We start from the raw sequence: 25,818 nt of genomic DNA, 5'->3' as shown, positions 1-25,818 counted from the left end.
GTCGATTCGCAAACCTTTCTGGATATTGAGAACGGAAAAATATGCCCTCCTCATCCCCGACAACAACACGCCTGGTTCGCCGTGGTATTTTGGAAAACCAATAAGCATGCTCATCGCTACATTTGGTTTGTAAAATTGCCATTGGATGAACAAGGGTTATTAATTCAGGCTTCTCGCAATCATTTTTTGCAGATCATTGTTGACGCGCTGGGCAATCAGATTACCGGCGAAGGCAAGCAGGAGAAACTGCCTGACAACCCATATACCTTTACCCCGGGCCAGCAGCAAATGGCGCAGTTTTCTGCCCTCACACGGCATCTGTTGAATGATCCAAAACACCAGGGAGTTGAAAACGTGTTGCATTATTTGCAGACCCCCAGTGTAATTGACTGGCAACAATTGCCCGTGCAGGCCATCGCCGATGCGGTCATAGACGTAAGTGACGCTACAGCCGACACCATTATTTCGCAACTTGATCAGTACAGCCAACCCTTCATTGATACCCTATTAAGCAGCCTTGAGTGCGTTTCATTGCCACAAAAACTCACACAGTTTTTTTGTGAAAAGGCGATTGAATGCAGTACAAGCGATTCACCTGGCGCGTTACCTGGTTTTCTTCGTGCGGTAAGCCAACCCACGTTTTCTCCTACCGTTAATCAGTGTATTAATCGGGTCCTCGACAACATCAAACAGCCTGACATAGATTTACTGAGCGTAATTGCTGCCCGACACGATGCTCAACTGGATTTATTAACCGCACAACGCTTTTTAGAGATTGCAGCAAAAGCCGATGCTGCTGGCAATTATCAGCATCAGTTGTTTATTGGCTTGTTTACCGATTTAGTTCAGATCCCCGCGCTACGCCGGACTTTACTCACACTGGCCAGAGCACATCAGCACAACCCGGACATGAAAGATGCCCTGGCAGCGCTGTTTCAACAGGCAGGATAACAGGATGAACTTACTGGACGTATTTTTGCTGGTACTGATTGCCGCAAGCGGTGCGCTGTTCTGGCGAATCAGAATGATTTCAGAAGCAGCCAGCCGCTACCTGAATCAATACTGTGATTCACAGCACCTTCAACTTATTAGCGTTGCCCGCAGGCGAACCCGCCCTATGCTATATCGCGGCAAACTGGATTGGCGCAGTGAATTTGACTTTGAATTCTCATCAACAGGTCAGGACTGTTATACTGGCAACTTAACCATGAACGGGCTGACGGTAGTGGCCACCCAAACACCGCCCCACCGTATCCATTAAACATTACACAAGGACGTTTCACACTATGCAATGTACACAATGTAAACAAGGTCAGTTAGTACCGAGCTTTTTGGATGATTTATTTCGCGCTCATACCTGCGATCACTGCGGCGGAAACTGGATCCTGATTGAAGATTTTGTGAGTTGGAAAGAACGCAACAAATCGTTTGAATTCAAGAAAGAAAGCAGCTTTTCAGAAGATACGGGAGACACGAAAAAGGCGCTGTTTTGCCCCGTTACAGGCAGTATTATGCGCAAATTCAAAATCTCTGCCACTACAGATCACAGAGTAGACTACAGTGCCCAGGTTGGCGGCATATGGCTGGATAAAGGCGAGTGGGCGCTGCTAAAAACGGAAGGTGTAGCAGGTGTACTCAATAATGTAGTTACCCAACAATGGCAAAACAAAGTTCGCGAAGAAAGTGCAGCTTCACATTTTGCCGACATATACGCGTCTAAATTTGGTGACGAGACTTATAAGGAAATTAAAGCGTTGCGCGAATGGTTGAATGCCCAACCCAATAAAGCTGATTTGCGTGCCTACTTGTTAGCTGAAGACCCTTATTCGGCTAACTAACTATAAAAGGACGGGCGCAGTAAAATACATAAGCCCGTTCGTATTTACTCCACCGCCGTAGTCACTGGCGCTGATAACTGTAACGTTTTAGTGCACTGACGGCTGAGACGATACAGGGTTTCAGGGGTCTGATATTGCGCAAACTCATCGGGAATAAACGAGGTTGAGTAAGCAACCAGTTCTGAACAAAACCAGCTGTCAGGACAATGTTTAAACGAACGAAAAAACACGCCTTTAATGCCAACATTGTCGAAAGGTTTACCGATTAATTGCACTGCCCTGCCAATATCGCCATCAATTTCACGGTATTCAATTTCGCGATATCGCGCTTCAAATTCACTGAGATGACTACGCAATACACCATAACCGCCTTTGGCTTCGATAACATGGGCATCATCAGTGTCTAATATTGCTACATGAGACCATTTTGAACCGGTTCTCCAACGAATCATTCTGGAAATCCAGGAGCGATTACAACCAAATACAATAATCATTAGCGATTTCCCATCCAAACTCACACACAACCGGAATGAAGCAGGCGTACCCACAGCTGGCCAGCAGACACTTCGTCGCTCAGTGGCCTTATGCTCTTGCGTTCAACAAATATGAATTGTATTTAGTTATATCGAATGTTTTTTAAACTGTAAACAAGAGACTTGTGCAATACAAATGAAAAAGGCGATAGCTCTCACTATCGCCTCTTTATAGAAATTTGAAGATCCCTCTCTGCGTAAAGTGCCAAATAACGTCTAACGCTATTCCCCTGCACGCAATTCCTTCTTTCTCATCCGTCCTGAATGAGCAGCCAATCCCTAGCTGGTCCCTTTCCTTTATCCTTGTTTACTTTACGTCCTGTTAAAGTATTCTTCGCTCCATGAAGTTGTCCATCAACCATCCCGGTTGTATCCGCTTCCTTGTAACCGGCTTCTTGCCAGTGTGCCCCATCCTGGGTTGTCCAGTGTCGTCCTTGGGTCATCCTGACTCAACGTTTCTCCCTGTGACGTAGATATAATATCTAACCCAATAATTATCGGTAGCGACTTTTTACAGAAAAATCGTGCATAGCCAGATGCTTTCATTGAACTTTAGTAGAAAGTTTTTTAAATACAGCAACATAGAAAATTGCGTAGGTGTTAACCTTTAGTCTAATTAGAACAAGCTTACAACACTGTAAGAAATGTCGTACAAGAAGAGGGACAAAATAGGACTTTGCAGACAGAAAATCGCGACCACCAACTACCGTAACTCTCCACAGATTTTTACTGTTTATAAGAAGTTCGCTCTGCCAGTATATCTGGTAAGGGTATGAACATCCTTGTAGACTCGCAGCACACTCATAAACAGGTGCGAGATGCCATGCAGAATATCGCCATCTTTGTTGACGTACAAAATGTCTATTACACCACCCGTCAACACTATCGTCGCAACTTCGACTACAATGCTTTTTGGCGTAAAGTTACCCAAGGTCGAAATGTAATTGCGGCCTTTGCGTACGCAACACACCGTGGTGACAACAAACAAACAGAATTCCAGAATATTTTGCGGGCGATTGGATTTAACGTAAAACTCAAACCCTTTATCCAACGGGCAGATGGTTCAGCTAAAGCAGATTGGGATGTGGGTATTACTATTGATGTTCTGGACTACGCAGACCAGGCAGATCAAATCATATTGGTTTCCGGCGATGGTGACTTTGACTTGCTTGCAGATAAAATTACCAGAGATAAGGGAAAGCAATTTCATGTATACGGCGTTGAAGCCCTTAGTGCCGGTTCATTAATAAAGGCCGCCACTCAGTTTACGCCAATAGATACTGACTTACTGTTGTAATGGGATCCGAATTGGTATTGTCCGGAAAGAATAAATAAAAAAACGGTGGCCGTGGCCACCGTTTTTCTGTGAATTTTGAGTTTCCTTCTCAGCGATCCATTGCGACTTAAATCGTCCCGATTAAAATCCTTATACGCCCCTTTCCATCTTTTCTCACCACATCCTGCGTGAGCTGCAAATCCTGTGCAGATCCCTTTCCTTTACTCCCTGATTCACTACACATCCTGCGTGCAGTATTCCTCATCCCGAGGTTGTCCTTATTTGGCCGCCTGGCCGGTCCTTACTGTCCCTAAATGAAACTGCCTGTTTCATTATGCTCATCCCTGAACAGTCCTATGGTCGTCCTTGTGTCATCCTGACTCGTCGTGTTTCCATGTGACAAGCTCATATTACCCTGTTGGGAATAGATTACTATTACCGTTCTGTCACAAATAAATAATTTATTGCCTACTACAAAAGTAGTATAAAAATTTAACTAATACTTTCATGTATTTATAAATTTTAGTGAGCCAAACCTACGCTCACAAAGGAACAATGTCTCACAACTTTGTAAGATATTTCGTACAAAGCTGTGAGACACAATCTTAATCTTTCGGCTAATGGCATCATGCGATGCCGGGACAGACTGTCAACGAATACCCAAAACAGGGTTATGGACGAGGTCGAAACATCACATGGCCGAACTTAGTGGTAATTTCGACCTGGGCAACTTTTTGATAAAACCCATCAGCAAAAAAGGACTCGTATTTAGGCACGGTAACAAATACGCCAACGCCTTCAGAATCGCGATGTTCCAATAACACACTGTCTATTGCACGCATCAGTAAATGGCCCAGACCATGTGACTGATGATCGGGATGCACCGCAATAAAACTGAGCAAGTGGTACTTTTGAGCTGGCATCGCACTGCGAATCTTTTCTTCTTTTTCCAGCATCTGACGGGTACCGTAGTATCCGGCTGTCAGTAACATCTTCAAACGCCAGTGCCAATACCGACCAGCGCCAATGGAATTGTCAGGTCCGGTAAGACAAGCCACTGCCAGTAATCGCCCTTCATCAAACAATCCAATGATGGGCTGATCAGCTTCCCAAAACGCCGTTAGCTCCTCGCGGATCGCCGAGCGCAACCGTGATTCATATCCCTCACGCTCAGACTGGAAGATTTCCAGAAAGATGGGATCGTCGTGATAGGCATTGTAAATAATTGACGCAGCAACTTTAAGATCTTCTGCCGACAGATAAGCCGCTCTGACATTATCAAGCTGCGGTGAGGTATCTGCTTGAACCATATTTCAATCTCCCGGTTTAACGCTGTTGTTTTTATACGTCTAAAAACTGAATACGACTCACAGCCGAAAATACACAGTAATACTCACTTTATCTGAAAATCCTCACAAAGGTAAATTTTTTGTTAATTTTTTGTGCTACCAAACCGTATTTCTTTGAAAAAGCAAAAAGGCGCTCATTTGAGCGCCTATTTAATTATTTAAAATCAGAATGTTACACTTTAAACTGGTAGTCTCTGGATTTCATTACAGTTTGCGTAATGCCTCTTCGCCCCAGCCAATTAATCGGTTATCTTCAAATACCAACGGCGTGCACTCGTCTTTGGTAGTGATACCATCATCAGCCGCACGCTGCGTTCTGTAGTAAAGCACGCGATAAGTATGACCATCCTGACGAAGTAACTCGTTAAAATCTGCAACGCCCATACTGCGGGTCACATCTTCATAGTGTGCATCGAGTTCCAGTTTTGAAATGTGTTTGCGATTATTGTATTCCCGCTGCTCCCAGGACGAGTTGTAATTTCTACCGTCGTCATCCCCTACTGAAATAACGCAACCAGAGAGTAAAAGTGGAGCCGCCAGTGCCGTGCACAACAATATTTTTTTCATGTTTAGTCCTTGTCTTGCTAATTTGAATAGGTTTCGTTGTTATGCCAATACAATCAAGATTAGGGCCAAAAATAAACTGTTGATTTAAAACAATTTTTAAAAAATACACTTGGCCTGAATGTAACTTTTAGGCAAAATAGGCAATTATTTAGCTTTTCTGACCACAATTGTAATTTTTATGAACGATAAAGAGAAATTTGAAAGCCTGTTTGCTATATGTATCAGCCTGGCAGAAGCTGGACAGTCTCCCAGCGTAGGCTTACTCCGCGGCAAAGCCCCTTTTAGGGTAAGTGTGTTGGAAGCCATTGAAGTAATTAAGCGCTTTAATCAGCACCAGCAACTGGAAGCCAATAAGCCTAAAACCCTGACAGATCAGCAAAGGATTAAAGAGCTGGAAGCCCGGGTCGCCCAGTTGGAGCAGGCCATCGGTGTAATGGAAAGCCGGCTTGCCAAGCTCGACAACATCTGAGTTTAGTTTCCCAACAAGCGTTGATTAACTGAGCCCATCCAAAAAAGTGGCCAAATCCGGTGCCAGCTTGCGCACCGGCAGCCTACCGACTTGCTCAAGCACCACCTCGCCGGTGGTATTGTCTACAGAGAGAATAAAATCATCTTCATCCGTTAGACCAAAAAACAAAGTAAGCGGTTGTTTCAATCGTTGCTTCATCATTAAATGGCCAATCAAATTTTGCTGTAAACGCTCAAAGTCATCAGCATTACACACTTGTAAAAGTTCACACTCACCATCACTGGCCTGCGCAAGCAGATTAAAACTCCAGTTGGTAGTGAAGAACTGACAAAACTGCTCATTCAGGGAGATGTTCAACGCACTTTCAATATTGGCGAAATTCAGCGGAAGATCCATTACTACCGGCTGCCAGTTAACCGCCATTCCAGCCTGAGCAGCTTCCTGGTAGCAAGGTGATGGCCAGTCTGGATCGTATTCAATTTTGAATCGCTGCTCGTTTGTATTGGTGTCAGCCTGTAATCTTTGCACTAAGTTATGCAATGATTGTTGAACGATTTGCTCCATTGCCGCTCCATTTTCGCTATAATTGCCAGCATAGTAATAAATTTGTCCGGTAGATTATAGATCTGTGCACCTCTTGATATTATTCAGGATGTGCAAACAATCTGCCCGTTGAACCTCGAAATGGAGCCAGACCGGTTGCATGACTGAACACACAAAAAAAACAGAATTGTCGCTTCCCACTCATCTTACTTTAGGTCAAAGTGTTGATTATATTGAGAATTACACTCCTGGGTTGCTACAAAGCGTTCCCCGCTCCCTTAGCCGGGACCAGATTGGTGTTTCTCACCCTTTGCCTTTCGAAGGTGTCGACATTTGGAATGGTTACGAATTATCGTGGTTAAACAGCAAAGGAAAACCGCAGGTAGCCATTTTGCAATGTCGTGTACCCGTTACGTCTGATAATTTAATTGAGTCCAAGTCATTCAAGCTGTATCTGAACAGTTTTAACCAAACCCGATTTGACTCACGCGATGAAGTATTAGCCTGTTTGCAAAACGATTTAAGCGAATGTGCAAATGCGCCTGTAACCGTTATGCTGTTGGGTCCGGACCAATTTGATGCCATGCCGGTTAACAACCTCACAGGAACCTGCATTGACGATCTGGATATTGATGTAGCTCATTATTCACCAATGCCATCTCTGCTAACCTGCGATGAAACTCAACAAGCAGAAGAAACATTGGTCAGTCACCTTCTTAAATCAAATTGTCTCATTACCAGTCAGCCAGACTGGGCCAGCATTCAAATTAAGTACCAGGGACCCAAAATTAATCATGAAGGCTTACTGGCTTATCTGATTTCGTTTCGCCAGCACAATGAATTTCACGAACAGTGTATTGAAAGGATTTACTGTGATTTAATGGCGTTCTGTAAGCCATTGAAATTAGCTGTCTATGCGCGATACACAAGGCGTGGCGGATTAGATATCAATCCTCTGCGAAGCAACTACACTAGTGAAATAGAAAATAGTCGTCAGGCCCGGCAGTAATCTGCCTTGGCAGCGCTAATAACAGGACAGAACAAAAATGGACGCAAAGCAGTTGCAATCGCTCAAAGCCAGTAACGAGCAGTTAGCCGGTTTCATTGTAAGACTGACAAATTTTTACGAAGGCCTGTCTCCTGATATTGATGCAGAGCTTGGCAAGCTCCGGGGCCATTTGAGTGGCAACGTAGATTTCACGCTGGCAAAAGTGAGCATAAACAAAATTAATCAATTGTTTATGCTTGAACCTACCAACCTTAAAAACCTGACACAGCAGTGGCTGCGCCAGCTGGACAATGACATTAAGGAATTTCAGCGTCACATTGAAGACGCTGAACTGACCAAAAAAGCACTGGGCGTGGCCACTTCGCTGAGCAAACCTGTCAGCTCAGTCGGTCAGCTCCTGCCACTCTACGAAAAACTCATTAAGTGTTATCAGGCTGGACTATTAAGTGCTGCGAAACCGGGTGCTGCCAATAACGGTGGGGCAAACAGCAAAACAGTTCAACTAAAACAAGATTTGATTGAGGAACTATCGCACCTGTTGCAAACCTACTCGCGAATTAATCCCGATGATGCCTTAATTGCTTCACTGCGTGACCGCATTGATGAAGAGTTAACCGAACAAGAATTACTCAGCAGTTGTTTGTTGTTAATCCGCATCATGGTGCAGGAAACCGTTACCGAAGCCAGCACCGCAGGTAAGATTATTCACCGTTTAAACAATGCGCTGGGCAACATCAATGGTGACGTCACTTCAAGTATCAGTAAAAGTGTTGAAAGCTTTGAAGCACGCCAGGTTCGTCAGAAATCGCTGCGCTCCGTACTGGAAGATATGGAAGACGCTTTAGAGAACGAACAAAATATCGATCAGCTGAAAGAGCAGGCCCAGCACTACCTTGGTCAGCTTGCAAATTCGTTATCGGCAGGAGAAGAAGCCGATAGGGTTGAACAGGAAGGTCTGATGACGCTGTTAGTGTCGATGCAGCAACAGTTGTCTTCATTACAAAAGCAAACAGACTCGTACCGCAAAAAACTGGTTGAACAGCGGGTAAACATGTACACCGACCCGTTAACCAAAGTGCCCAATCGCATGGCTTATAATGACCGCGCCGGTAAGGAATGGCAAAAGTGTCAGCAACTCAAGCAACCCATGAGTATTGCCGTAATCGATGTAGATCATTTTAAGCGCATCAACGACCAATATGGGCACGCCGCCGGCGATAAAACCCTGCAAGCAATTGCCCGATACCTGAAAAGCAGGCTTCACGCCAATGAATTTCTGGCCCGCTGGGGCGGCGAGGAATTTATTTTATTGATCCCCGATCTTACTAGTTCTCAGTTACCCGAACGATTAGACGAGTTGCGAATTGGCCTGGCCCAGCTACCCTTTAAGTTCAAGCAGGAAAGATTAACCGTTACGGTTTCTATTGGTGGCACGGAATGCCGCACAGGCGAACAACTCGATGCTGCGTTCGAACGCGCAGACAAATGTTTGTATCAAGCTAAAGCCGGTGGCCGTAACCTGGTAGTTGTACAGGAATCCGCATGAAAAAAATTCAGTTAAACCCGGTAGGCTGGATGAGTCAGCTCTCTCAGGTTGAAGTAAGCCGACTCGAAGACACCACCAACAGTGAGCTGTACCGGATGTTTCGAAACTGCTGTCTGGCGGTGTTAAACAGCGGTGTTGATGAAGATAACTACGAAGCACTATTCTCCCCTTACGATTCGTTCGAAATCCGCCTGATTAAGCGTGAGCGCGGCGTAAAACTGGAACTCATTAATCCACCAGAAGTGGGCTTCGTCGACAACCGGTTGGTTCGTGGCGTGCATGAACATTTGTTTTCAGTACTACGCGACATGCTCTACATGGGTAACAAATACGCTTTTGTTCACCAGCAAGCGCCACTGGACAGCAGCGGAATTACCGACATGGTGTTCGACATGCTGCGTCACGCCAAGGTAATTGAGTCAAACAACGACCTCAATACCATTGTGTGTTGGGGTGGCCACTCAATTGGTTTAACCGACTACAAGTACACCAAAGATGTGGGATATCAGTTGGGATTGCGGGAGATGAACATCTGCACTGGCTGTGGCCCGGGAGCAATGAAAGGCCCGATGAAAGGCGCTGCGATTGGCCACGCCAAACAACGTTTTAAGGAAGGTCGCTATATTGGTATCTCAGAGCCGAGTATTATTGCCGCTGAGCCACCTAATGCCATCGTGAATGAACTGGTGATCATGCCAGACATCGAGAAGCGACTGGAAGCTTTTGTGCGAATTGCGCACGGGATTGTGATATTTCCAGGCGGTGTCGGTACCGCTGAAGAGCTGTTGTATTTGTTGGGTATATTGTCGCACGAGCGCAACGCTCAGCAACCTTATCCACTAGTGCTAACCGGGCCTGCCGGCAGCGAAGGCTATTTCGAAGCGATACACGACTTTATTGGCTCTACTCTGGGTAAAAGTGCGCAAAGTAAGTACCAAATTATTATTGACGATCCTGCTGAAGTGGCCAAAGTGTTGTGCCAGGGCAGTAAAAAAGTAGAGCAGTATCGCCTGGCGATGGGCGATGCGTTCAGTTTTAACTGGTCGCTAAAAATTGAAGACGATTTTCAGCAGCCTTTCATACCCAGCCATAAAAGCATGGCAGCGCTGAACCTGCATCGGGATCAGCCGCTATCAGATTTGGCCAGCAACTTACGCAAAGCATTTTCGGGCATCGTTGCAGGCAATGTAAAAGCCGAAGGCGTGAAACAAATTCGTGAGCTTGGGCCATTTCACTTGTCCGGTGAAGCCGATATTATGTCGCGGATTGATGCCTTGTTAAAACAGTTCGTTGCTCAGCAACGCATGAAATTACCGGGCACGGAGTATCAGCCGTGTTATACCATTAACCGCGATTAATAATCAGTAACATTCAAGGTGCTGACAGCCATACGGAAATTAGGGTAGACTGATTGCCGAATAGCGACTACCCACTCAAAAATAACGTATAAATACATGAATAGTAAAGTTATTAAGCTTATTTTATTTGGCGTGGCATCTTATGCGGTGCTGGCCTTTATGCTGATTGCATTTTATCCGGACAAGCCAGAAAACATGGACTGGCAGGACCGGGAAGAATACAACAAAGTACAAATTTCCAAGCTGGCTTTGGGGATTACCCGTGCAGAAGTGCTGGCATTGTTGGGTGCACCTGATATCACTGAAGCAAAAATGCAGGGAAGCCGCGAGATTCAAGTGATGTTTTATCGCACCCAGCATGTTCGCGCAGACGGGCTGACTACGCAGGATGAGTGTACGCCGCTGTTATTCGAAAATGAAGCCTTAGTCGCCTGGGGTGAAGGGGCATATCAAACCTACCTGAGTAGCTAACAAATTTGGATGCATTTGCCGATCAACTGGCTGATATAACACAACAAAGCTTGTCGTTACCGGTGCTTCCGGCAAAGCAATCCAGTCAAATTAACGCCTATCTTACCGTTAGTGCCAACTGGCTTGCGCTGGCAGAGCAATCTTTGCCTTTACTAGCAGCCATAGCGTTTTTGCCAGCGTCTCAACTCCAGCCGCAAAGCAAATTGTGGCGTCGGCATATTGCCTTGTATGTGTTGTTGGGTCTTCGTTCCAATACCAATCATCATACGCTGCAACAGGGTATTGCAGCGTTGCTGAGCTTTTATCAGCTAAAACAGACACAAAGCGCGCCATCACAAAGAAAGCAGGTAGCCACTCAATTAGCCAGGTTGGATCAACATTATTGGGCATTCAGGTTATTAAGAATAGGCGCAAATGCGGCGAATTCCGACGATGTATTCACCCTTGCCTGGCGGTGGATCACTTTTTTACATCGGCAGCCAACTTCAAATGTGGCAGATATCATTCAGCATTTGGCTTTAGAGAATAATAATTTGCTCATTCGGTCATTGTCTGCACTACTGGATTATCCGGGACTTGTGCATGAAGGAAGCCGGGTAAAATGGCAACAACAGCCAGCGCTGTTGGTAGGCCAACTGCCAGACAAAGTATTGCTGTATTTGCCGAAAAGCGAACAGTTTAAATGGGATACCCAGGATCGCATCACACCCGATAACGGGAAATCGGTGTCATTAACACAGTGGATTCAGGTTGTTGAGCGACTGAATATTAATCAGGCCGAGCAAGTTACTACCAATGGCAACGAGCAGACATTTACCCTGCCTGACTATGACTGGGCGATGCCCACGAGTTACCCGGTAAGTCGCCCGCCAGTGACGCTGGAACGTCTGTTACGCGCATTAAATGATCCGGACATTGCTATTAAAAAAGTGGTAGAGCTTATCGGTTGCGAACCGGCCTTCACCACCTTTCTCACTCAGGCAGCATCCCAGGACAACCGAATGCAACTACCGGTTCAGGATGTAAAACACAGTATACTTACTTATGGTCTTGACCGTGTCGGGCATATGCTGGTGCAACACGCACTGTATCAGCGCCTTTCTCAGCATTATTTTCCCTTATTACCCTGGTTCAGCAAACTCACTCAACTCGCTGCGCAAATTGCCAGCGAATTAGCATCGATAAGTACATCACTAACACCACAAAGTGCCGGGCTGGTTGTTACGGTAGCCTTGTCACCTTTATTCACGTTGCCATCGGCAAAAGCGCAGATTTATCTTCCCGTCAACGCAACGAAGCTGTTCAGTGTTGCCTCGTTGGTTTCAGCACAACCGGATAAATTAGTCGCGGTTATAAGGCAGCATCAACAGTCGCTGGCTGCGGCATGGCAACAACAAACACTACAAAGCAAACTTATCGCCTGTTGGGGCAAATTACCTGAAAACGTGCCCCCTGCATTGCGTCAGGCGCACTGTATCACGGGTTTAAGTTTGATTTGGGCAAGGCAATGGTTATTAAATCAATCTGCGTGTTCATCGACTCAGGCGTTTATTGCCCAAACAAAACAGGCCTATCCTGCTCTGACATCGCAGGAATCCACCATCAGAAATAGTCTGGCGAGTCAACTTGTGTGCCCTTTGAACGAATTTGCCAGCAATCGTCATTCACCAGATAAATAGCGACTACAGCCACTGGCAAAAAGGCATAATTAACTACTCATTTCCGGGCCGATCGTTTAGACTTACTACCGGCTGTGAAGGGTTGCCTAACGGTGTGAAGCCACGTTTATAACCACGTGCAAAACACAGAATAACATCACACTAAACGGCCCCCGGTGTAGCAAAAACCGGTAGTATGAATGAGCGTCATCGGTTCAAAATCTGTAATTACAGAAATTTACGCTACACTTACCCCAAAGCAAATTACCTAACGAATCAGTACAAGTTATTAAGGATCTCTGATGACTCAACAACGTATTACTGTCATCCGCGGAGATGGTATTGGCCCGGATATCATTGATGCTGCCACGCAAATTTTAGACAAAGTGGGTTGTGACTTTGCCTACGATTATGCCGACGCCGGTCTGGTAGCACTGGAAAATCACGGTGAATTACTGCCTCAGGAAACACTCGACCTGATCGCGAAAAACAAAGTAACCCTGAAAGGCCCGTTAACCACCCCGGTAGGCGAAGGATTTACGTCAATTAATGTTAGCCTGCGTAAACAGTTTAAGCTGTATGCGAACGTACGTCCTGTGTTGTCGTTTAAAGGCACTAAAGCACGTTACGAAGACATCGACATCATTACTGTGCGCGAAAACACGCAAGGTATGTATTCTGGCCTGGGACAGGTAGTTTCCGAAGATGGAACAGAAGCTGAAGCGCTGAGTAAAATCACTCGCGACGGCGCTGAAAAAATCGTGACCTTTGCGTACGAATTAGCGCGCCGTGAAGGCCGTAAACAAGTTACAGCAGTGCACAAAGCAAACATTCTGAAGTCTACATCGGGCTTGTTCCTGAAAGTGGCTCGTGAAATCGGTGAAAAATACCCGGACATCGAGTCTAAGGAAATGATTGTCGATAACGCCTGTATGCAATTGGTAATGAACCCTCACCAATTCGACGTGATCGTAACCACCAACCTGTTTGGCGATATCCTGTCAGACCTGTGTGCAGGATTAGTTGGCGGTTTGGGTATGGCGCCTGGCGCTAATATTGGCGGTGATTGTGCCATTTTTGAAGCCGTTCACGGCTCTGCACCGGATATTGCTGGTAAAAACCTGGCGAATCCAACCAGTGTTATTCTCGCCTCTGTACAGATGCTGGAGTACCTGGGTATGGCAGACAAAGCGGAACGTATCCGCGCTGCACTGAAAGACGTCATTGAAAGTGGCGATCGCACTACCCGCGATCTGGGTGGCCAGCACGGTACCACTGAGTTTACCCAGGCTGTGCTTGACCGCCTGTAAATCACATATCCCCCTGTTCTAAAGCAAGCCAATTGGCTTGCTTTTTTTATGCCTGTCCTTCTTCACTTCACTTCACGTAGCCCAGTGCAAAAACTGGCCTTTTTCAGTACTGCCCGACAAACCGTAACGGCGTTAAGGTGTATACACCCAGCCAGAAATGAGCGTTAGCCTAGCTGACAATCTCAGGTAATGGCCAGGTAATCCCATACCCATTTTGAAAAAGGAAGATAAAACATGAATACCCGTTTAATCACATTTCTGGCATTACTACTGGCCTCAGTTTGCGGCGCAAGTGTTGCGTGTGCAGAGGCATTGTCTGTAACCGATAGCGTGGAACATGTTGCCAGTAAAGAAACACTGGTAAACCTGAATGCGGCTAATGTTGAGCAACTGATGACACTGCCGGGCATAGGTAAAAGCAAGGCTGAGGCAATTGTGGCATACCGTGAAGCCGAAGGCCCGTTCAATACCGTTGACGAGCTGCTTGAGGTAAAGGGCATTGGCAAAAAGTTATTAGCTAAGCTGTCAGCGTCTGTTGAAGTGCGTTAACTAAAAAAGCCGCCCGTGAAAGGGCGGCTTTGAATCAATCCAATCGCAACCCCTAAGGCATTGCGTCTAAATCTTCACCTTCTTTTTCCACTTGCGGCGGCATCAGATCTTCTTTACTGATCCCCAGCGACAGCGCAACAGAGCTGGCTATATAAATCGACGAGTAAGTACCTACCACAACACCAAATAGCAAGGCTGTAGCAAACCCGTGAATCAAAGCGCCACCTACAAAGAACAATGCCAGCAATACCAGCACCGTAGTTAACGATGTAATAATGGTACGATTCAGTGTTTGGGTAAGTGAAATATTGATGATCTCAATGGGTTCACCCTTGCGGATCTTACGGAAGTTTTCGCGAATCCGGTCGGATACAACAATGGTATCGTTAAGCGAGTAACCGATAACAGCCAGTACCGCAGCCAGTACAGTTAAGTCGAATTCGATTTGCAATACGGAAAACAAACCCAGCGTAAGAATTACGTCGTGTATTAGCGCAGATACCGAACCCAGTGAAAACCGCCATTCAAAACGTGCGGCAACATAGATAAGAATACACACTAACGCAACCAGCATGGCCAGGCCACCCTGCTCTGTTAATTCCTCACCCACGTTTGGTCCTACGAATTCAATACGACGTTTTTCCACATCCGCATTGCCCTGACGCAAAATAGAAATAACCTGATCACCGATAGTAGTTGCATTAACGCCTTCACGTGGTGAAATGCGAATTAACACATCGGTACTACTGCCGAAGTTTTGTACAACGGCGTCAGGAAAATCATTTTCCGCCAATTGCACACGTATGGCGCCCAGATCGGCGGCGTCCGGATAACCCACTTCAATCAGGGTACCACCTGTGAAATCAAGACCCCAGTTGAGGCTGTTAACCCCCAGGGATACCAATGAACCAATAATAAGCACCGTTGACAACACCATGGCCGCCATACGCAGCTTCATGAAGTTGATGGTGTCGTTTAATTGTAGTAGTTGCATGATCGTACTCCTAGATCGCCAGTTTGCTTACACGGCGGCCGCCCCATACAGCGTTTACGATAACTCTCGTTACCAGAATGGCTGTAAACATGGAGGTGGTAATACCGATCATCAGTGTTATGGAGAAGCCTTTAATTGGGCCTGTTCCAACGGCAAATAAGATAAGCCCGGCAATAAAGGTGGTAATGTTGGCATCTAAAATAGTGGAAAACGCACTATCGTATCCTTGATTTATAGCGTGTTGCGGGCTTCTTCCATCGCGAAGTTCTTCCCGAATACGCTCAAAAATCAGCACGTTGGCATCTACCGCCATACCTACTGTTAATACAATCCCAGCCATACCAGGTAATGTGAGTGTTGCACCGGGGATCATAGACATGATACCCACCATCATGATCAGGTTTACTGCCAGGGCAATATTGGCAACTAAACCAAACGCCTTGTAGTACACCAGCATGAACAGCATCACCAAAAACAGCCCCCACACAATGGCTTGCATACCCAAATCAATGTTTTCCTGACCCAGGCTTGGTCCAACCGTGCGTTCTTCAACAATTTGAATAGGCGCAATCAGCGCACCGGCGCGCAGTAGCAAACTCAGGTCGCGGGCTTCTTTTGGTGAATCCAGACCCGTAATACGGAAACTGCTACCAAACTGAGAGCGAATGGTCGCCACGTTGATCACTTCTTCGTGACGTTCAAAGATCAATTTGCCATTGGCGTCACGATCCCCTGTGGCTTTGTATTCAATGAATACCGTAGCCATTGGCTCGCCAATATTTTCACGGCTGGCACGCGACATTTTGTTGCCGCCTTCAGAATCCAGCGAAATACTTACCTGAGGTAAACCGTACTCATCCACACCACTGTTGGCGTCGATGATGTGGTTACCTTTAACAATAACGCGCTTATCCAGCAAAACCGGGCGACCGTCTTTGTCATTCAACAACTGAGAACCGGCTGGCACTCTACCCTGCTGCGCATCGCGCACATCGTTGTCCTGGTCGACCATGCGGAATTCCAGGGTAGCTGTTGCATTCAGAATTTCTTTCGCACGCGCGGTATCCTGAATACCAGGCAATTGCACAACAATGCGCTCTGCACCTTGTTTTTGAACAACAGGCTCAGCTACACCCAGTTGGTTTACCCGGTTGCGGATAATGGTGATGTTTTGCTTAACGGCGTAATCGCGAATTTCAGCCAGTTTGGTTTCGGCAAATTGTGCGCGAAGAACCAGACTGTCGAGTTCCTGATAAGTCAGGTCGCGGTTGCGGTTTTTCAGGAAGAATTCGGCTTTATCGAGCGTCTCTTCATCGCGGAACTGAATATCGATATGGCCATCGCGCACATCTACCGACCGGTAACGCAATTTCTCTTCGCGCAATGCGGTACGAAAATCACTTTCAGCGTCTTCAAGTGCTTTGGAGATGGCTTCGTTCATATCAACTTCCATCAGGAAGTGAACACCACCCCGCAAATCCAGGCCCAGCTTCATTGGCTCACCACCCAGACCTTCAAGCCAGTCTGGTGTATCCGCCGCGAGGTTCATGGCTACCACGTAGTCGTCACCCAGTTCGCGATCTAACAAGTCCCGAGCACGGAGCTGACTATCAGAGTCGGGTAAGCGGATTAATATCTGCTCGTTTTCGAACTCTATGGCTTTACTTGAGATGTTATTGGCGGCCAGAATATCAGACACTCTGGACTCAAGGGCCTCAGTAACCGTTGCGTTACGCGAAGCTGAAATTTGCACAGCATTATCTTCGCCGTAAATATTGGGCAAAGCATACAAGCTGCACAATCCCACCAGCACCAGTACCAGCAGAACCTTAAAAATAGAATTTTGATTTAACACGGACATTCCCTTAACCGGGCACCTATGTCCAAGGTACCCGGTGAGCGGTTATTAAATAGACTTCATTGTACCTTTTGGCAGTACAGCGCTTACCGCTGTTTTCTGCACAACAATGTTGGTTGCGTCGGTCAATGCAATTTCAATAAAGTCTTTGTCGTCAGACACTTTTGTAACGCGTCCTACCAAACCACCCTGGGTGAGCACTTCGTCACCTTTGCCCAGTGAAGAAACCAGTGCTTTGTGCTCTTTTACACGTTTCGCCTGCGGACGATACAGCAGGAAGTAGAAAATCAAACCGAATACACCCAGCATGATCAACATTTCAAGACCGCCGCCCTGAGCGCTTCCACCGGCAGATTGTGCATAGGCGTTAGAAATAAATAAACTCATAATGTTCCCCGTTTAAATTGTTATAAAGCCGGTACCGGCATGTTTTTCTGTGCGTAAAATTCTTCTACAAATGCATCCAGTGAATCACTGGCAATGGCATCGCGCAACCCTTGCATAACACGCTGATAATACCGCAGATTGTGAATAGTATTCAGACGTGCACCGAGGATTTCATTACATTTGTCCAGATGGTGTAAATATGACCGTGAATAGTTTTTACAAGTGTAACAATCACATTTTTCATCCAAAGGACCAGTATCGTTCTTGTGCTTTGCGTTGCGGATCTTTATCACACCTTCTGTGACAAACAAATGACCATTTCGCGCGTTGCGGGTTGGCATAACGCAGTCGAACATATCAATGCCGCGGCGCACTGCCTCTACGATGTCTTCTGGCTTGCCCACGCCCATTAGGTAACGCGGCTTATTTTCCGGTATTTTCGGTGCGGTGTGATTAATGATGCGAATCATGTCCTCTTTCGGTTCACCCACCGATAAACCGCCAATGGCGTACCCATCAAAGCCAATGTCTTCAAGCCCTGCCAGTGATACATCACGCAAATCCTCGTACATGCCCCCCTGGATAATACCGAATAACGCGGACGGATTGTCGCCGTGCGCTTCTTTACTGCGCTTAGCCCAGCGCAACGACAGCTCCATAGAGATGCGTGCTTCCTGTTCAGTTGCGGGATAAGGCGTACATTCGTCGAAAATCATCACGATGTCTGATCCCAGATCACGCTGTACTTCCATCGACTTTTCCGGTGTCAGCAGGATCTTTTCGCCGTTAATAGGCGAGCGGAAGGTTACCCCTTCTTCAGTGATCTTGCGCAGATCACCCAGACTAAACACCTGGAAACCGCCGGAATCAGTAAGAATGGGCTTTTCCCAGTGCATAAAATCGTGCAGGTCGCCATGTTGCTTAATAATGCCCGTACCAGGGCGTAACATTAAGTGAAAGGTGTTACCCAAACATATGTGCGCGCCACTGTCTTCAAGCTCTTCCGGGGTCATCCCCTTCACTGTACCGTAAGTGCCCACAGGCATAAAAGCCGGTGTCTCCACAACGCCGCGCTCGAAAACGAGACGGCCGCGTCGGGCCTTACCATCGGTATGTAGTAATTCAAATTGCATTGTGTAGATTATCCTGTCTGAACCAGATCCCGGCCGCGAAATTGGCCAAAAGTCATCTGTCCGGGTTCAATTGAGGGCGGATTATACCAGCTATTAAGCAGAGATCATGCGTTTGTCGCTTTTTCGATGAACATGCTGTCGCCATAACTATAAAAACGGTACTCCTGCTGAATGGCCTGTTCATAGGCATACAGCACATTATCCCTGCCTGCAAAGGCACTTATCAGCATGATCAGGGTAGATTCAGGCAGATGAAAGTTAGTAAACATAGCGTCGACTACTTTAAATTCAAAACCGGGATAAATAAAAATATCGGTGTCAGACTGATACACCTGCAGGATCTCGTCTTTGCTTGCTGCCAGCGCGGATGACTCCAACGAACGAACTGATGTTGTTCCCACTGCTATTACGCGTTTTCCAGCGGCTTTGGTCGCCCGCACTGCATCTACAACCTCCTGCGGCACAATGGCGAATTCGCTGTGCATCTTGTGTTCAAGAATGTTGTCAACCCGGACTGGCTGGAATGTGCCTGCACCAACGTGCAGTGTGACATACGCCAGTTTTACGCCCTTGGCTTTGAGTTTTTCAAGCAGTTGCTGATCGAAATGCAACCCTGCGGTAGGCGCGGCTACTGCACCCGGCGCCTGGTTATACACGGTTTGATAACGTTCCTTGTCACTATGTTCATCGGGTCTGTCAATATAAGGTGGCAGCGGCATGTGCCCATACTGCTCCAATTGTTCAAGTACCGTCGCATCTCCGTTAAATCGCAGTTCAAACAACGCATCCTGGCGTCCGGTCACTGTTACACTGACGGCATTTTCCAACAGTAAATCTGCACCTGGTTTCGGAGCTTTACTTGCACGAACGTGAGCCAGCGCATTGTGGTCATCCAGGATACGCTCTATCAGCACTTCAACTTTACCGCCACTGGCCTTTTGACCCAGCATGCGGGCAGGAATCACACGGGTATTGTTAAATACTAATAAATCACCAGGTTGAACTAAATCCAGCATGTGCTGGAACTGGGAGTGAGCAACCTCTCCCGTATTGCCGTTTAAATGGAGCAAACGACTCGCAGTACGGTCTGGGGTGGGATATTTGGCAATAAGATGTTCAGGGAGCGTAAAGCTAAAATCAGATAATTTCATGGGCATCGATACTAAATTTATAATTTTCTATGGCCGGTAACGACTAAATCATTAAACAAAAGGTTAAAAACAGTACAATTAGTTTTTTCCGTACTTAATCGTTAAAGATAAGAAGAATCCTCGCAATCACACGTATTTAAGGGGATTCAGAGCAACACATTTTTTCTCGCATTAAGTTTAGGTATATTTTTCAATACTCAGGGATGCTCATTTATACACCAATACTCTTCCCTAGCTGAATATTAGGTTTAGTATATATCCAGAAGCGATGATGTTCTCCCATCTTCCTTTTCCTTCTTACCCAGCCTTTTGGCTGGGTTTTTATTTTCTATGGTTCTGCTGCACAAGTCCATTCATCTCTTCAGCGCTATCGGTCATTCCTGTTCATCAAGCACCGATGCAATGGTTTCAACTGATAGCGCTCTGGCGTTCAGCACAAACAATATCTGGAGTAGCAGGTCGGCCCCCAGAATCCCTTTGTTCACTTTATTTCTCAAATTATCGGCAGTTTGATCAATTCCCACTTCAGCAAGCCTGTCACTGAGCCCCTGATATTTCACGCCGCGTATCGACATTTCAGATCGCACAATGCGTTGCACCGCCATTCGCCATTGATTTCGGTCCATTAAAAACCCTTTTGTGAATTATATTTTACATTGACACATCTTTTTACACATAAAGACATAATAATTATTGACGACAATTACGCTCTTTGTCTACACTTTGTTGCGTTGATATTGAGAAAGCAACACAACAACACAGCATTGGTGGGATTTCCCAACAGGGCTTCCCAGCAGGGTTTCCCAACAGGGTTTCCGACTGGGTTTCCCGCTAATTGTAGCAAAGTTGTTGCAACCAACCGATGATTCTGACTAGAGTGGTCGCGTTACTTTAATCGCTTAGGAGAGACGTTATGGAGTGGGATCTGGAAAAACTTGAATCCCTGTTTACCGACATGGATGACCTGGTAGTCACCCGCGAAAAGGAATGTTTGTTAATTGCTAATCAGGACGGGCTTGATGCCTGGCTGGCCATTAGCGGTGAACAAATAATAGTGGAGAGTTTGTTGTTTGAATCGTCGCAGGTAAAAGACAAAGCGGCTTTAGATCACGATATTCTGTCTACGCACATGTTGTTTCCATTAACTACCGTTGCCATCTCAAATATCAATGGAGAGGAATATTACACTGCTTTTGGTGCGTTAAGCGCGAAGTCGAAAGCAGAAACTATTCAGATTGAAGTTACAACGTTATTCCAAAACGTTGCGGCATTTCTTGATGCGTACGAAGCGCACCTGAAGTAACCCAAAGGAGAGTATTATGTCTGTTTGGAAAAAACTCATTACTGCGGTAAAAGGCGGGGCAACAGAAGCGGCTCAGGCAGTCGCAGACAGCCAGGCAATCAGAATCCTTGAACAGGAAATTCGGGAAGCAAAGGATGAATTGCGTAAATCAGACCATGCACGTACGCAAATTCTGGCCAAATGCAAACTGTCGCAGCAGAAAGTAGATGGTTACAGCAAGTCTATTGCTGAATATGAAGCACATGCCAGAAAAGCAATCGAAACAGATCGCCAGTTAGCTCTGGACTGTGCACAAAAAGTGAGCGACCTCAAAGAGGAGCGTGCACAAGAGCAACAATTCCTGGACCAGTTCAATGCCTCTGAAGCACAGCTGGCCAAAAACATTCAGCAGGCCAAAGAGAATCTGCGCCGCTTAGAGCAGCAGGTAGATATGGTAAAGGCAACTGAAAGTGTGCAAAAAGCGCAGGTAGCTGTGTCATCACGCCATATGGGCGCGAACAGCAAAATGAAAACAGCAACTGAATCGTTAAGTCGCATTCAGGAAAAGCAGAAGATGCGCAGTGCTGAATTGGAAGCCGCAGAAGAACTGGCCGCCAACGAATCGTCCAGCGATTTGGAAAAGCGTCTGGCCCAGGCTGGTATTAAAGGCGGCACGACGTCAGCTGATGACGAACTGGCAAGAATCCTGGGCAAATAAGCAGAATATGCTTTTGATACCCTGGCTACAAGCCAACCAACGGGGCATGCAATCCGTATGATTACGGGTTGTCATGCCCTTTCTTTTTTTGCGAAGATATAACATTCAATGTTAATAACACGGACGACTTTCTGACGCATTATGTGGATAAAAATACGACGCGTTATGCTGCATTATTTTGCAGGTTCAAGGTGGTATACCATTGCACTGGCTACCGCATTTTATGCAGCCTCTTCATGGATACTGCTGTGGGCTGCCGACGAATCGGCATTAACAGAAAGCGTTAATTTTCTGTACTGGCTGGCAGTGACGGGATCTACCGTAGGCTATGGCGATTTATCACCGCAAACAGACGCCGGCAAACTCGTTGTAGCATTTTATGTTATCCCGCTTGGGCTGAGCATTTTTGCTATGGTGATAGGCAGGATTGCGGCCTTTGTTGGCAACCAATGGAGAAAAGGATTAATGGGATTATCTGGTCTGTCGGTGTCTGATCACATTCTGGTTATTGGCTGGAACGAACAGCGCACCTTATTACTTTTAAAACTGCTGTTGCGAGAGCGCGAATCGCTTCAGGAGCGCCCTGATATTGTATTGTGTGTCCGGGCAGACATCACCAACCCCATGCCGGGCAAAATTGAGTTTGTTAAAGTGGAGTCGTTCAACCGCGATGAAGATATGGACAAAGCTTGTATTGCCAGTGCGTCCACTATTCTTATTGATAATCCGCAGGACGATCTGACACTCACTACAGCATTGTACTGTTCGCAAAAGAATCCATCAGCTCATCAGGTGGCGTATTTCGCTGATGAAAGCCTGGTGGGCTTGCTGCATCAACACTGCCCCCAAATTGAATGCACACCCAGTGTAGCAGTTGAAATGCTGGCAAAAGCCGCTTTTGATCCTGGCTCGAGTGCCCTGCATCACGATTTACTGAGTGTCGACGACGATGGACAGGCGCAATTTTCTATCTCGGTGCCCGCTGCGACACAATCGGTAACATATCAGCAGTTATTTTTTGCATTCAAGCAGCGTTATGATGCTACGTTAATCGGTTTTGCGCCGTCTGGTCGTGCGCAGGATGTTACCCTTAACCCATCGCTTGATACTGTGATAGCGCCACAAGACAAGCTTTATTACATAGCAAAACAGCGTATTACCGAACTCGATTGGCATGCTGTAACGGAGTAACTTTATGTTCAGTAAATGGTTTAAATCAGACGAGCCTAAAAAACCCCGAGCGCCAGAAGTAATGGGGCTGTATCTGGGCGGGTCCTTCGAACTGGATCCCCTGAAACTCAAGTTGATCACGCCCGAGTTATGTATAGAAAATCCTGCGAATAAACACCTTATTCAGGCGGTTGGACAAGCCGAACTCGACAGCGGTGGCACGCTATTGCGTTTCTATACTGACGACGACGCCTTTTTGCAGGTTGTGCTGGATGGTGGCATGACAGAAAACCACATCACTGACGTTAAGCTGTGGTATTTCTATTCCACCACTACGGTAGGCAACGAATCCCAGTGGAAACACTGTCTGGCGAATGACATTTCTAAACCAGAATATGCCCTGGAAGGGCATTCGTTTAAACGAGTTTGGGATGCAGTAGGCAACGATTCCCCGCCCGTCGCAGTAACAGAAAAGACCTATGAAGAAGACGGTGACGTAAGCGAGACCGACCAGTTTATGATGCTTTATGAACGAGAATTGTCAGATGGCAATACCGAATCACTACTGGTGGCGGGCGAAGAAAAAATTGTAGGGCATAACGCCGACCGCTGTCTGGTAATCAGTACAGGCTTTGATATTCAACCAGCGGATATCCGCATTAACGGCTAACAGAAGAGGAACAGAACATGGAAATAGTAATGGAATCGCTGGCCGGGTTAGCGAGTTTTGCAATGTATTTTGCCATCTCAATTGTGTACTTATTTATTTTTAAAATTGTCTATGCATTTGTTACCCCCCATGACGAATGGAAGCTGGTAAAAGAGCAACAAAATGTATCGGCTGCCATTGGTTTTGGCGGCGCCATGATTGGCTTCAGTCTTGCGTTAGCCAGTGCCGCGTCTAACTCGCTGGGATTGGTTGATTTTACTATTTGGGGCGTGGTGGCTGTATTAGCGCAAAGCTTTGCATTTGCTTTATTGCGCTTTACTTTTATGCCCAGAATTGCCGAACGCATCAGCAACAATGAAATGTCGGCGGGCGTAATGCTGGCAGCAGTTTCAGTGGCGGTAGGATTACTCAACGCGGCTTGTATGACCTATTAGGAGCCTACCGATGAGCCATTCACAAAAACGTTCAAAACATATTAATTTGCATAAAATGCGCAAGGCGTTTTCGTTAAAGCCTTTAGCAATTGGTGTTGCCACAGTGTTTTTGTCTGCCTGTGGTGAAGACGGTGATGCCTCCAAAATTTATGTGTCGGTTGATGATTGTCAGAAAGAAAACCCTGATGCAGTCAACCAGTGTCAGGCCGCTTTCGAATCAGCAATAGAAGAGCACAACCGCACAGCGCCGCGATTTAACAGCCAGAATGATTGTGAGTATGAATTTGGCAGTGACCGTTGCCAATATGTACAGTCGCAATCCGGCAGCTTTTTCATGCCCTTTATGGCTGGATTTATTGTAAGCAGGTTATTGCAACCTTCACCCTATTATTCGCAGCCTTTGTATACCTCATTTTCTCCCTACTCGCCCTTTCGGTCGCGATGGGTTACCTCAAATGGCTACGTATTTGACGGCGATATTCGCCGCCGCTCTTATTACGCCCCATCGTCGGTCTACAAGCCCAAACCAGCGGTAAACCGCACTATTAACCGAGGCGGCTTTGGCAGCACGGTGCGCGCTAAGTCAAGCTGGGGCAGCAGTGGTAAATCCAGTGGCTGGGGCGGTTAACAGGTGTTTAGAATAGCCTGTCAGCCCAGGGCAAACTGGAAACAACTGGCTACAGAGTATGGATTTCACTTTCATACGATGTATGGTCAACCCTACTGGGATGAATCAGCTTATTACCAGTTTACCCTGAAGCAAATTGAACAAGACATTGAGGATCCCACCGCGGAGTTACACCAAATGTGTCTCCACGTAGTGAATAAAGTGATTCACGATGACAGCCTGATGCGTCGCTTTCAAATACCCGAGCAACACTGGGATTATGTTGCCGAAAGCTGGCGCCAACAGGCGCCCTCCTTATACTCTCGTTTGGATCTTGTTTACGACGGCAAACACCCGGCAAAATTGCTGGAGAATAACGCTGACACTCCAACGTCGTTATACGAAACCGGTTTCTGGCAATGGTTATGGCTGGAACAGCAAGTCAATTCTGGCAAGCTGTCACGTGGCGCGGATCAATTCAATTCACTCCAGGAAAAACTGATTAATCGCTTTGCCGAACTCAAGCATCAGCATGGATTTCATCAAATTCATTTTAGTTGCTGCGATGACTCTGAGGAAGACAGAGGCACAGTGCAGTATTTGCAGGATTGTGCGGCTACCGCGGGGATCAGTCCACCTTTCCTGTTTATCGAAGAAATTGGCCTGGGCGACACTGGCTATTTTACTGATCTTGCCGATGAAGTAATTACCCACTGCTTTAAACTTTATCCCTGGGAATTTATGCTCAGAGAAACCTTTAGTGATGCCTTGCCCGGCGCAGAGGTTCAATGGCTTGAGCCGGCCTGGAAAGCGGTATTGTCAAACAAAGCGTTACTGCCCTTGTTATGGCAGGAATTTCCGAATCATCCCAATTTGTTACCCGCATTTTTTGAGGATGACAACAGCCGGCCAGCCGATGGCAAATGGATTAAAAAGCC

Annotated in this window: 29 protein-coding genes; 19 read left to right on the top strand and 10 right to left on the bottom strand. The window is 46.5% G+C overall.

All coding sequences use genetic code 11. From position 1 onward, the window contains the following. The 3 genes from ACLR2L_RS09255 to ACLR2L_RS09245 form a co-directional block, all read left to right on the top strand. Positions 1 to 951 (top strand): DUF3549 family protein (locus ACLR2L_RS09255; protein ID WP_413367635.1); only part of this gene is annotated, 951 nt, incomplete at its 5' end. Positions 952 to 955: 4 nt separating this feature from the next. Further along, complete coding sequence (locus ACLR2L_RS09250) at positions 956 to 1,261, top strand: DUF3301 domain-containing protein (RefSeq protein WP_413367633.1); 306 nt, start codon at positions 956 to 958, stop codon at positions 1,259 to 1,261. 25 nt (positions 1,262 to 1,286) lie between these two features. After that, positions 1,287 to 1,838 (top strand): zf-TFIIB domain-containing protein, encoded by a 552-nt coding sequence (locus tag ACLR2L_RS09245; RefSeq protein WP_413367632.1) that lies wholly within the window; start codon positions 1,287 to 1,289, stop codon positions 1,836 to 1,838. Between the two features lie 44 nt (positions 1,839 to 1,882). On the opposite strand, the gene ACLR2L_RS09240 is transcribed toward ACLR2L_RS09245, so the two are convergent. Continuing rightward, positions 1,883 to 2,290, bottom strand: coding sequence for a hypothetical protein (locus tag ACLR2L_RS09240; protein ID WP_413367630.1), 408 nt, complete (start codon positions 2,288 to 2,290; stop codon positions 1,883 to 1,885). 904 nt (positions 2,291 to 3,194) lie between these two features. Here ACLR2L_RS09240 and ACLR2L_RS09235 point away from each other — a divergent pair. Beyond that, on the top strand, positions 3,195 to 3,668 hold the full coding sequence (locus tag ACLR2L_RS09235; protein ID WP_140956457.1) for an NYN domain-containing protein: 474 nt from the start codon (positions 3,195 to 3,197) through the stop codon (positions 3,666 to 3,668). Between the two features lie 650 nt (positions 3,669 to 4,318). Here ACLR2L_RS09235 and ACLR2L_RS09230 read toward each other — a convergent pair. Together ACLR2L_RS09230 and ACLR2L_RS09225 are read right to left on the bottom strand one after the other, a co-directional pair. Further along, positions 4,319 to 4,957: a GNAT family N-acetyltransferase gene (locus ACLR2L_RS09230; protein ID WP_140956226.1), complete on the bottom strand. Its 639-nt coding sequence runs from the start codon at positions 4,955 to 4,957 to the stop codon at positions 4,319 to 4,321. A 243-nt stretch (positions 4,958 to 5,200) separates the two neighbouring features. After that, a complete protein-coding gene (locus ACLR2L_RS09225) occupies positions 5,201 to 5,563 on the bottom strand; it encodes a DUF3192 domain-containing protein (protein ID WP_413367627.1) in 363 nt (120 codons plus the stop codon). 178 nt (positions 5,564 to 5,741) lie between these two features. On the opposite strand from ACLR2L_RS09225, the gene ACLR2L_RS09220 reads away from it, so the two are divergent. After that, complete coding sequence (locus ACLR2L_RS09220; protein ID WP_140956228.1) at positions 5,742 to 6,032, top strand: hypothetical protein; 291 nt, start codon at positions 5,742 to 5,744, stop codon at positions 6,030 to 6,032. A 24-nt stretch (positions 6,033 to 6,056) separates the two neighbouring features. On the opposite strand, the gene syd is transcribed toward ACLR2L_RS09220, so the two are convergent. After that, positions 6,057 to 6,596 (bottom strand): SecY-interacting protein, encoded by a 540-nt coding sequence (gene syd / locus ACLR2L_RS09215; RefSeq protein WP_413367625.1) that lies wholly within the window; start codon positions 6,594 to 6,596, stop codon positions 6,057 to 6,059. Between the two features lie 139 nt (positions 6,597 to 6,735). Here syd and queF point away from each other — a divergent pair, with 139 nt between their 5' ends. From queF to ACLR2L_RS09180, 7 genes are all read left to right on the top strand, one after another. Continuing rightward, a complete protein-coding gene (gene queF, locus ACLR2L_RS09210; protein ID WP_413367623.1) occupies positions 6,736 to 7,584 on the top strand; it encodes an NADPH-dependent 7-cyano-7-deazaguanine reductase QueF in 849 nt (282 codons plus the stop codon). Positions 7,585 to 7,621: 37 nt separating this feature from the next. Further along, on the top strand, positions 7,622 to 9,130 hold the full coding sequence (locus ACLR2L_RS09205) for a GGDEF domain-containing protein (RefSeq protein WP_413367621.1): 1,509 nt from the start codon (positions 7,622 to 7,624) through the stop codon (positions 9,128 to 9,130). Continuing rightward, complete coding sequence (ppnN, locus tag ACLR2L_RS09200) at positions 9,127 to 10,488, top strand: nucleotide 5'-monophosphate nucleosidase PpnN (protein ID WP_413367619.1); 1,362 nt, start codon at positions 9,127 to 9,129, stop codon at positions 10,486 to 10,488. Before ACLR2L_RS09205 ends, ppnN begins: the two co-directional genes overlap by 4 nt. A gap of 96 nt (positions 10,489 to 10,584) precedes the next feature. After that, positions 10,585 to 10,959 carry a DUF3192 domain-containing protein gene (locus ACLR2L_RS09195; protein WP_140956233.1) on the top strand — a complete coding sequence of 125 codons (375 nt, stop codon included), beginning with the start codon at positions 10,585 to 10,587 and terminating at the stop codon, positions 10,957 to 10,959. 5 nt (positions 10,960 to 10,964) lie between these two features. Then, on the top strand, positions 10,965 to 12,638 hold the full coding sequence (locus ACLR2L_RS09190) for an HDOD domain-containing protein (RefSeq protein WP_413367617.1): 1,674 nt from the start codon (positions 10,965 to 10,967) through the stop codon (positions 12,636 to 12,638). Between the two features lie 281 nt (positions 12,639 to 12,919). Then, positions 12,920 to 13,927 carry an isocitrate dehydrogenase gene (locus tag ACLR2L_RS09185; RefSeq protein ID WP_140956235.1) on the top strand — a complete coding sequence of 336 codons (1,008 nt, stop codon included), beginning with the start codon at positions 12,920 to 12,922 and terminating at the stop codon, positions 13,925 to 13,927. A 234-nt stretch (positions 13,928 to 14,161) separates the two neighbouring features. Beyond that, positions 14,162 to 14,476 (top strand): ComEA family DNA-binding protein, encoded by a 315-nt coding sequence (locus ACLR2L_RS09180; RefSeq protein ID WP_413367615.1) that lies wholly within the window; start codon positions 14,162 to 14,164, stop codon positions 14,474 to 14,476. A 52-nt stretch (positions 14,477 to 14,528) separates the two neighbouring features. Here the strand turns inward: ACLR2L_RS09180 and secF are convergent, their stop codons facing one another. From secF to ACLR2L_RS09150, 6 genes are all read right to left on the bottom strand, one after another. After that, positions 14,529 to 15,470 carry a protein translocase subunit SecF gene (gene secF, locus ACLR2L_RS09175; RefSeq protein WP_140956237.1) on the bottom strand — a complete coding sequence of 314 codons (942 nt, stop codon included), beginning with the start codon at positions 15,468 to 15,470 and terminating at the stop codon, positions 14,529 to 14,531. A gap of 10 nt (positions 15,471 to 15,480) precedes the next feature. Then, entirely contained in the window at positions 15,481 to 17,325 is a 1,845-nt protein-coding gene (gene secD, locus ACLR2L_RS09170; RefSeq protein WP_413367613.1) for a protein translocase subunit SecD, read from the bottom strand. Between the two features lie 51 nt (positions 17,326 to 17,376). Then, on the bottom strand, positions 17,377 to 17,715 hold the full coding sequence (gene yajC, locus ACLR2L_RS09165) for a preprotein translocase subunit YajC (protein WP_413367611.1): 339 nt from the start codon (positions 17,713 to 17,715) through the stop codon (positions 17,377 to 17,379). Positions 17,716 to 17,735: 20 nt separating this feature from the next. Continuing rightward, a complete protein-coding gene (gene tgt, locus ACLR2L_RS09160; protein ID WP_413367609.1) occupies positions 17,736 to 18,848 on the bottom strand; it encodes a tRNA guanosine(34) transglycosylase Tgt in 1,113 nt (370 codons plus the stop codon). Positions 18,849 to 18,952: 104 nt separating this feature from the next. Continuing rightward, positions 18,953 to 19,999, bottom strand: coding sequence for a tRNA preQ1(34) S-adenosylmethionine ribosyltransferase-isomerase QueA (gene queA / locus ACLR2L_RS09155; protein WP_413367607.1), 1,047 nt, complete (start codon positions 19,997 to 19,999; stop codon positions 18,953 to 18,955). A 374-nt stretch (positions 20,000 to 20,373) separates the two neighbouring features. Beyond that, on the bottom strand, positions 20,374 to 20,625 hold the full coding sequence (locus ACLR2L_RS09150) for a DUF6471 domain-containing protein (RefSeq protein ID WP_413367605.1): 252 nt from the start codon (positions 20,623 to 20,625) through the stop codon (positions 20,374 to 20,376). 287 nt (positions 20,626 to 20,912) lie between these two features. Between ACLR2L_RS09150 and ACLR2L_RS09145 the strand changes: the two genes are divergently transcribed. The 7 genes from ACLR2L_RS09145 to ACLR2L_RS09115 all read left to right on the top strand — a co-directional run. After that, positions 20,913 to 21,302 carry a DUF2170 family protein gene (locus ACLR2L_RS09145; RefSeq protein WP_140956243.1) on the top strand — a complete coding sequence of 130 codons (390 nt, stop codon included), beginning with the start codon at positions 20,913 to 20,915 and terminating at the stop codon, positions 21,300 to 21,302. Positions 21,303 to 21,318: 16 nt separating this feature from the next. After that, on the top strand, positions 21,319 to 21,999 hold the full coding sequence (locus tag ACLR2L_RS09140) for a PspA/IM30 family protein (protein ID WP_140956244.1): 681 nt from the start codon (positions 21,319 to 21,321) through the stop codon (positions 21,997 to 21,999). A gap of 165 nt (positions 22,000 to 22,164) precedes the next feature. Then, positions 22,165 to 23,190, top strand: a complete 1,026-nt coding sequence (locus tag ACLR2L_RS09135) for a potassium channel family protein (protein WP_413367602.1) — start codon at positions 22,165 to 22,167, stop codon at positions 23,188 to 23,190. A 4-nt stretch (positions 23,191 to 23,194) separates the two neighbouring features. Beyond that, positions 23,195 to 23,839 carry a YjfK family protein gene (locus ACLR2L_RS09130; RefSeq protein ID WP_140956246.1) on the top strand — a complete coding sequence of 215 codons (645 nt, stop codon included), beginning with the start codon at positions 23,195 to 23,197 and terminating at the stop codon, positions 23,837 to 23,839. Positions 23,840 to 23,856: 17 nt separating this feature from the next. Further along, complete coding sequence (locus ACLR2L_RS09125; RefSeq protein ID WP_140956247.1) at positions 23,857 to 24,273, top strand: DUF350 domain-containing protein; 417 nt, start codon at positions 23,857 to 23,859, stop codon at positions 24,271 to 24,273. A gap of 10 nt (positions 24,274 to 24,283) precedes the next feature. Further along, on the top strand, positions 24,284 to 24,901 hold the full coding sequence (locus ACLR2L_RS09120) for a DUF1190 domain-containing protein (protein ID WP_413367599.1): 618 nt from the start codon (positions 24,284 to 24,286) through the stop codon (positions 24,899 to 24,901). A gap of 3 nt (positions 24,902 to 24,904) precedes the next feature. Then, on the top strand, positions 24,905 to 25,818 hold a 914-nt coding region (locus ACLR2L_RS09115), incomplete at its 3' end, for a glutathionylspermidine synthase family protein (RefSeq protein ID WP_413367597.1).

Source organism: Alteromonas sp. AMM-1 (assembly GCF_047290655.1).
In the GTDB taxonomy this organism is placed as follows: Bacteria; Pseudomonadota; Gammaproteobacteria; order Enterobacterales; family Alteromonadaceae; genus Alteromonas; species Alteromonas mangrovi.
This window is presented reverse-complemented; position numbering and strand designations above follow the sequence as displayed.

What these genes read in the sequence shown, in the direction of transcription:
- ACLR2L_RS09250 (WP_413367633.1), top strand. Translation starts at nt 956, where the DNA reads ATGAACTTACTGGACGTATTTTTGCTGGTACTGATTGCCGCAAGCGGT.
- ACLR2L_RS09245 (WP_413367632.1), top strand. Translation starts at nt 1,287, where the DNA reads ATGCAATGTACACAATGTAAACAAGGTCAGTTAGTACCGAGCTTTTTG.
- ACLR2L_RS09240 (WP_413367630.1), bottom strand. Translation starts at nt 2,290, where the DNA reads ATGATTCGTTGGAGAACCGGTTCAAAATGGTCTCATGTAGCAATATTA.
- ACLR2L_RS09235 (WP_140956457.1), top strand. Translation starts at nt 3,195, where the DNA reads ATGCAGAATATCGCCATCTTTGTTGACGTACAAAATGTCTATTACACC.
- ACLR2L_RS09230 (WP_140956226.1), bottom strand. Translation starts at nt 4,957, where the DNA reads ATGGTTCAAGCAGATACCTCACCGCAGCTTGATAATGTCAGAGCGGCT.
- ACLR2L_RS09225 (WP_413367627.1), bottom strand. Translation starts at nt 5,563, where the DNA reads ATGAAAAAAATATTGTTGTGCACGGCACTGGCGGCTCCACTTTTACTC.
- ACLR2L_RS09220 (WP_140956228.1), top strand. Translation starts at nt 5,742, where the DNA reads ATGAACGATAAAGAGAAATTTGAAAGCCTGTTTGCTATATGTATCAGC.
- syd (WP_413367625.1), bottom strand. Translation starts at nt 6,596, where the DNA reads ATGGAGCAAATCGTTCAACAATCATTGCATAACTTAGTGCAAAGATTA.
- queF (WP_413367623.1), top strand. Translation starts at nt 6,736, where the DNA reads ATGACTGAACACACAAAAAAAACAGAATTGTCGCTTCCCACTCATCTT.
- ACLR2L_RS09205 (WP_413367621.1), top strand. Translation starts at nt 7,622, where the DNA reads ATGGACGCAAAGCAGTTGCAATCGCTCAAAGCCAGTAACGAGCAGTTA.
- ppnN (WP_413367619.1), top strand. Translation starts at nt 9,127, where the DNA reads ATGAAAAAAATTCAGTTAAACCCGGTAGGCTGGATGAGTCAGCTCTCT.
- ACLR2L_RS09195 (WP_140956233.1), top strand. Translation starts at nt 10,585, where the DNA reads ATGAATAGTAAAGTTATTAAGCTTATTTTATTTGGCGTGGCATCTTAT.
- ACLR2L_RS09185 (WP_140956235.1), top strand. Translation starts at nt 12,920, where the DNA reads ATGACTCAACAACGTATTACTGTCATCCGCGGAGATGGTATTGGCCCG.
- ACLR2L_RS09180 (WP_413367615.1), top strand. Translation starts at nt 14,162, where the DNA reads ATGAATACCCGTTTAATCACATTTCTGGCATTACTACTGGCCTCAGTT.
- secF (WP_140956237.1), bottom strand. Translation starts at nt 15,470, where the DNA reads ATGCAACTACTACAATTAAACGACACCATCAACTTCATGAAGCTGCGT.
- yajC (WP_413367611.1), bottom strand. Translation starts at nt 17,715, where the DNA reads ATGAGTTTATTTATTTCTAACGCCTATGCACAATCTGCCGGTGGAAGC.
- tgt (WP_413367609.1), bottom strand. Translation starts at nt 18,848, where the DNA reads ATGCAATTTGAATTACTACATACCGATGGTAAGGCCCGACGCGGCCGT.
- queA (WP_413367607.1), bottom strand. Translation starts at nt 19,999, where the DNA reads ATGAAATTATCTGATTTTAGCTTTACGCTCCCTGAACATCTTATTGCC.
- ACLR2L_RS09150 (WP_413367605.1), bottom strand. Translation starts at nt 20,625, where the DNA reads ATGGACCGAAATCAATGGCGAATGGCGGTGCAACGCATTGTGCGATCT.
- ACLR2L_RS09145 (WP_140956243.1), top strand. Translation starts at nt 20,913, where the DNA reads ATGGAGTGGGATCTGGAAAAACTTGAATCCCTGTTTACCGACATGGAT.
- ACLR2L_RS09140 (WP_140956244.1), top strand. Translation starts at nt 21,319, where the DNA reads ATGTCTGTTTGGAAAAAACTCATTACTGCGGTAAAAGGCGGGGCAACA.
- ACLR2L_RS09135 (WP_413367602.1), top strand. Translation starts at nt 22,165, where the DNA reads ATGCTGCATTATTTTGCAGGTTCAAGGTGGTATACCATTGCACTGGCT.
- ACLR2L_RS09130 (WP_140956246.1), top strand. Translation starts at nt 23,195, where the DNA reads ATGTTCAGTAAATGGTTTAAATCAGACGAGCCTAAAAAACCCCGAGCG.
- ACLR2L_RS09125 (WP_140956247.1), top strand. Translation starts at nt 23,857, where the DNA reads ATGGAAATAGTAATGGAATCGCTGGCCGGGTTAGCGAGTTTTGCAATG.
- ACLR2L_RS09120 (WP_413367599.1), top strand. Translation starts at nt 24,284, where the DNA reads ATGAGCCATTCACAAAAACGTTCAAAACATATTAATTTGCATAAAATG.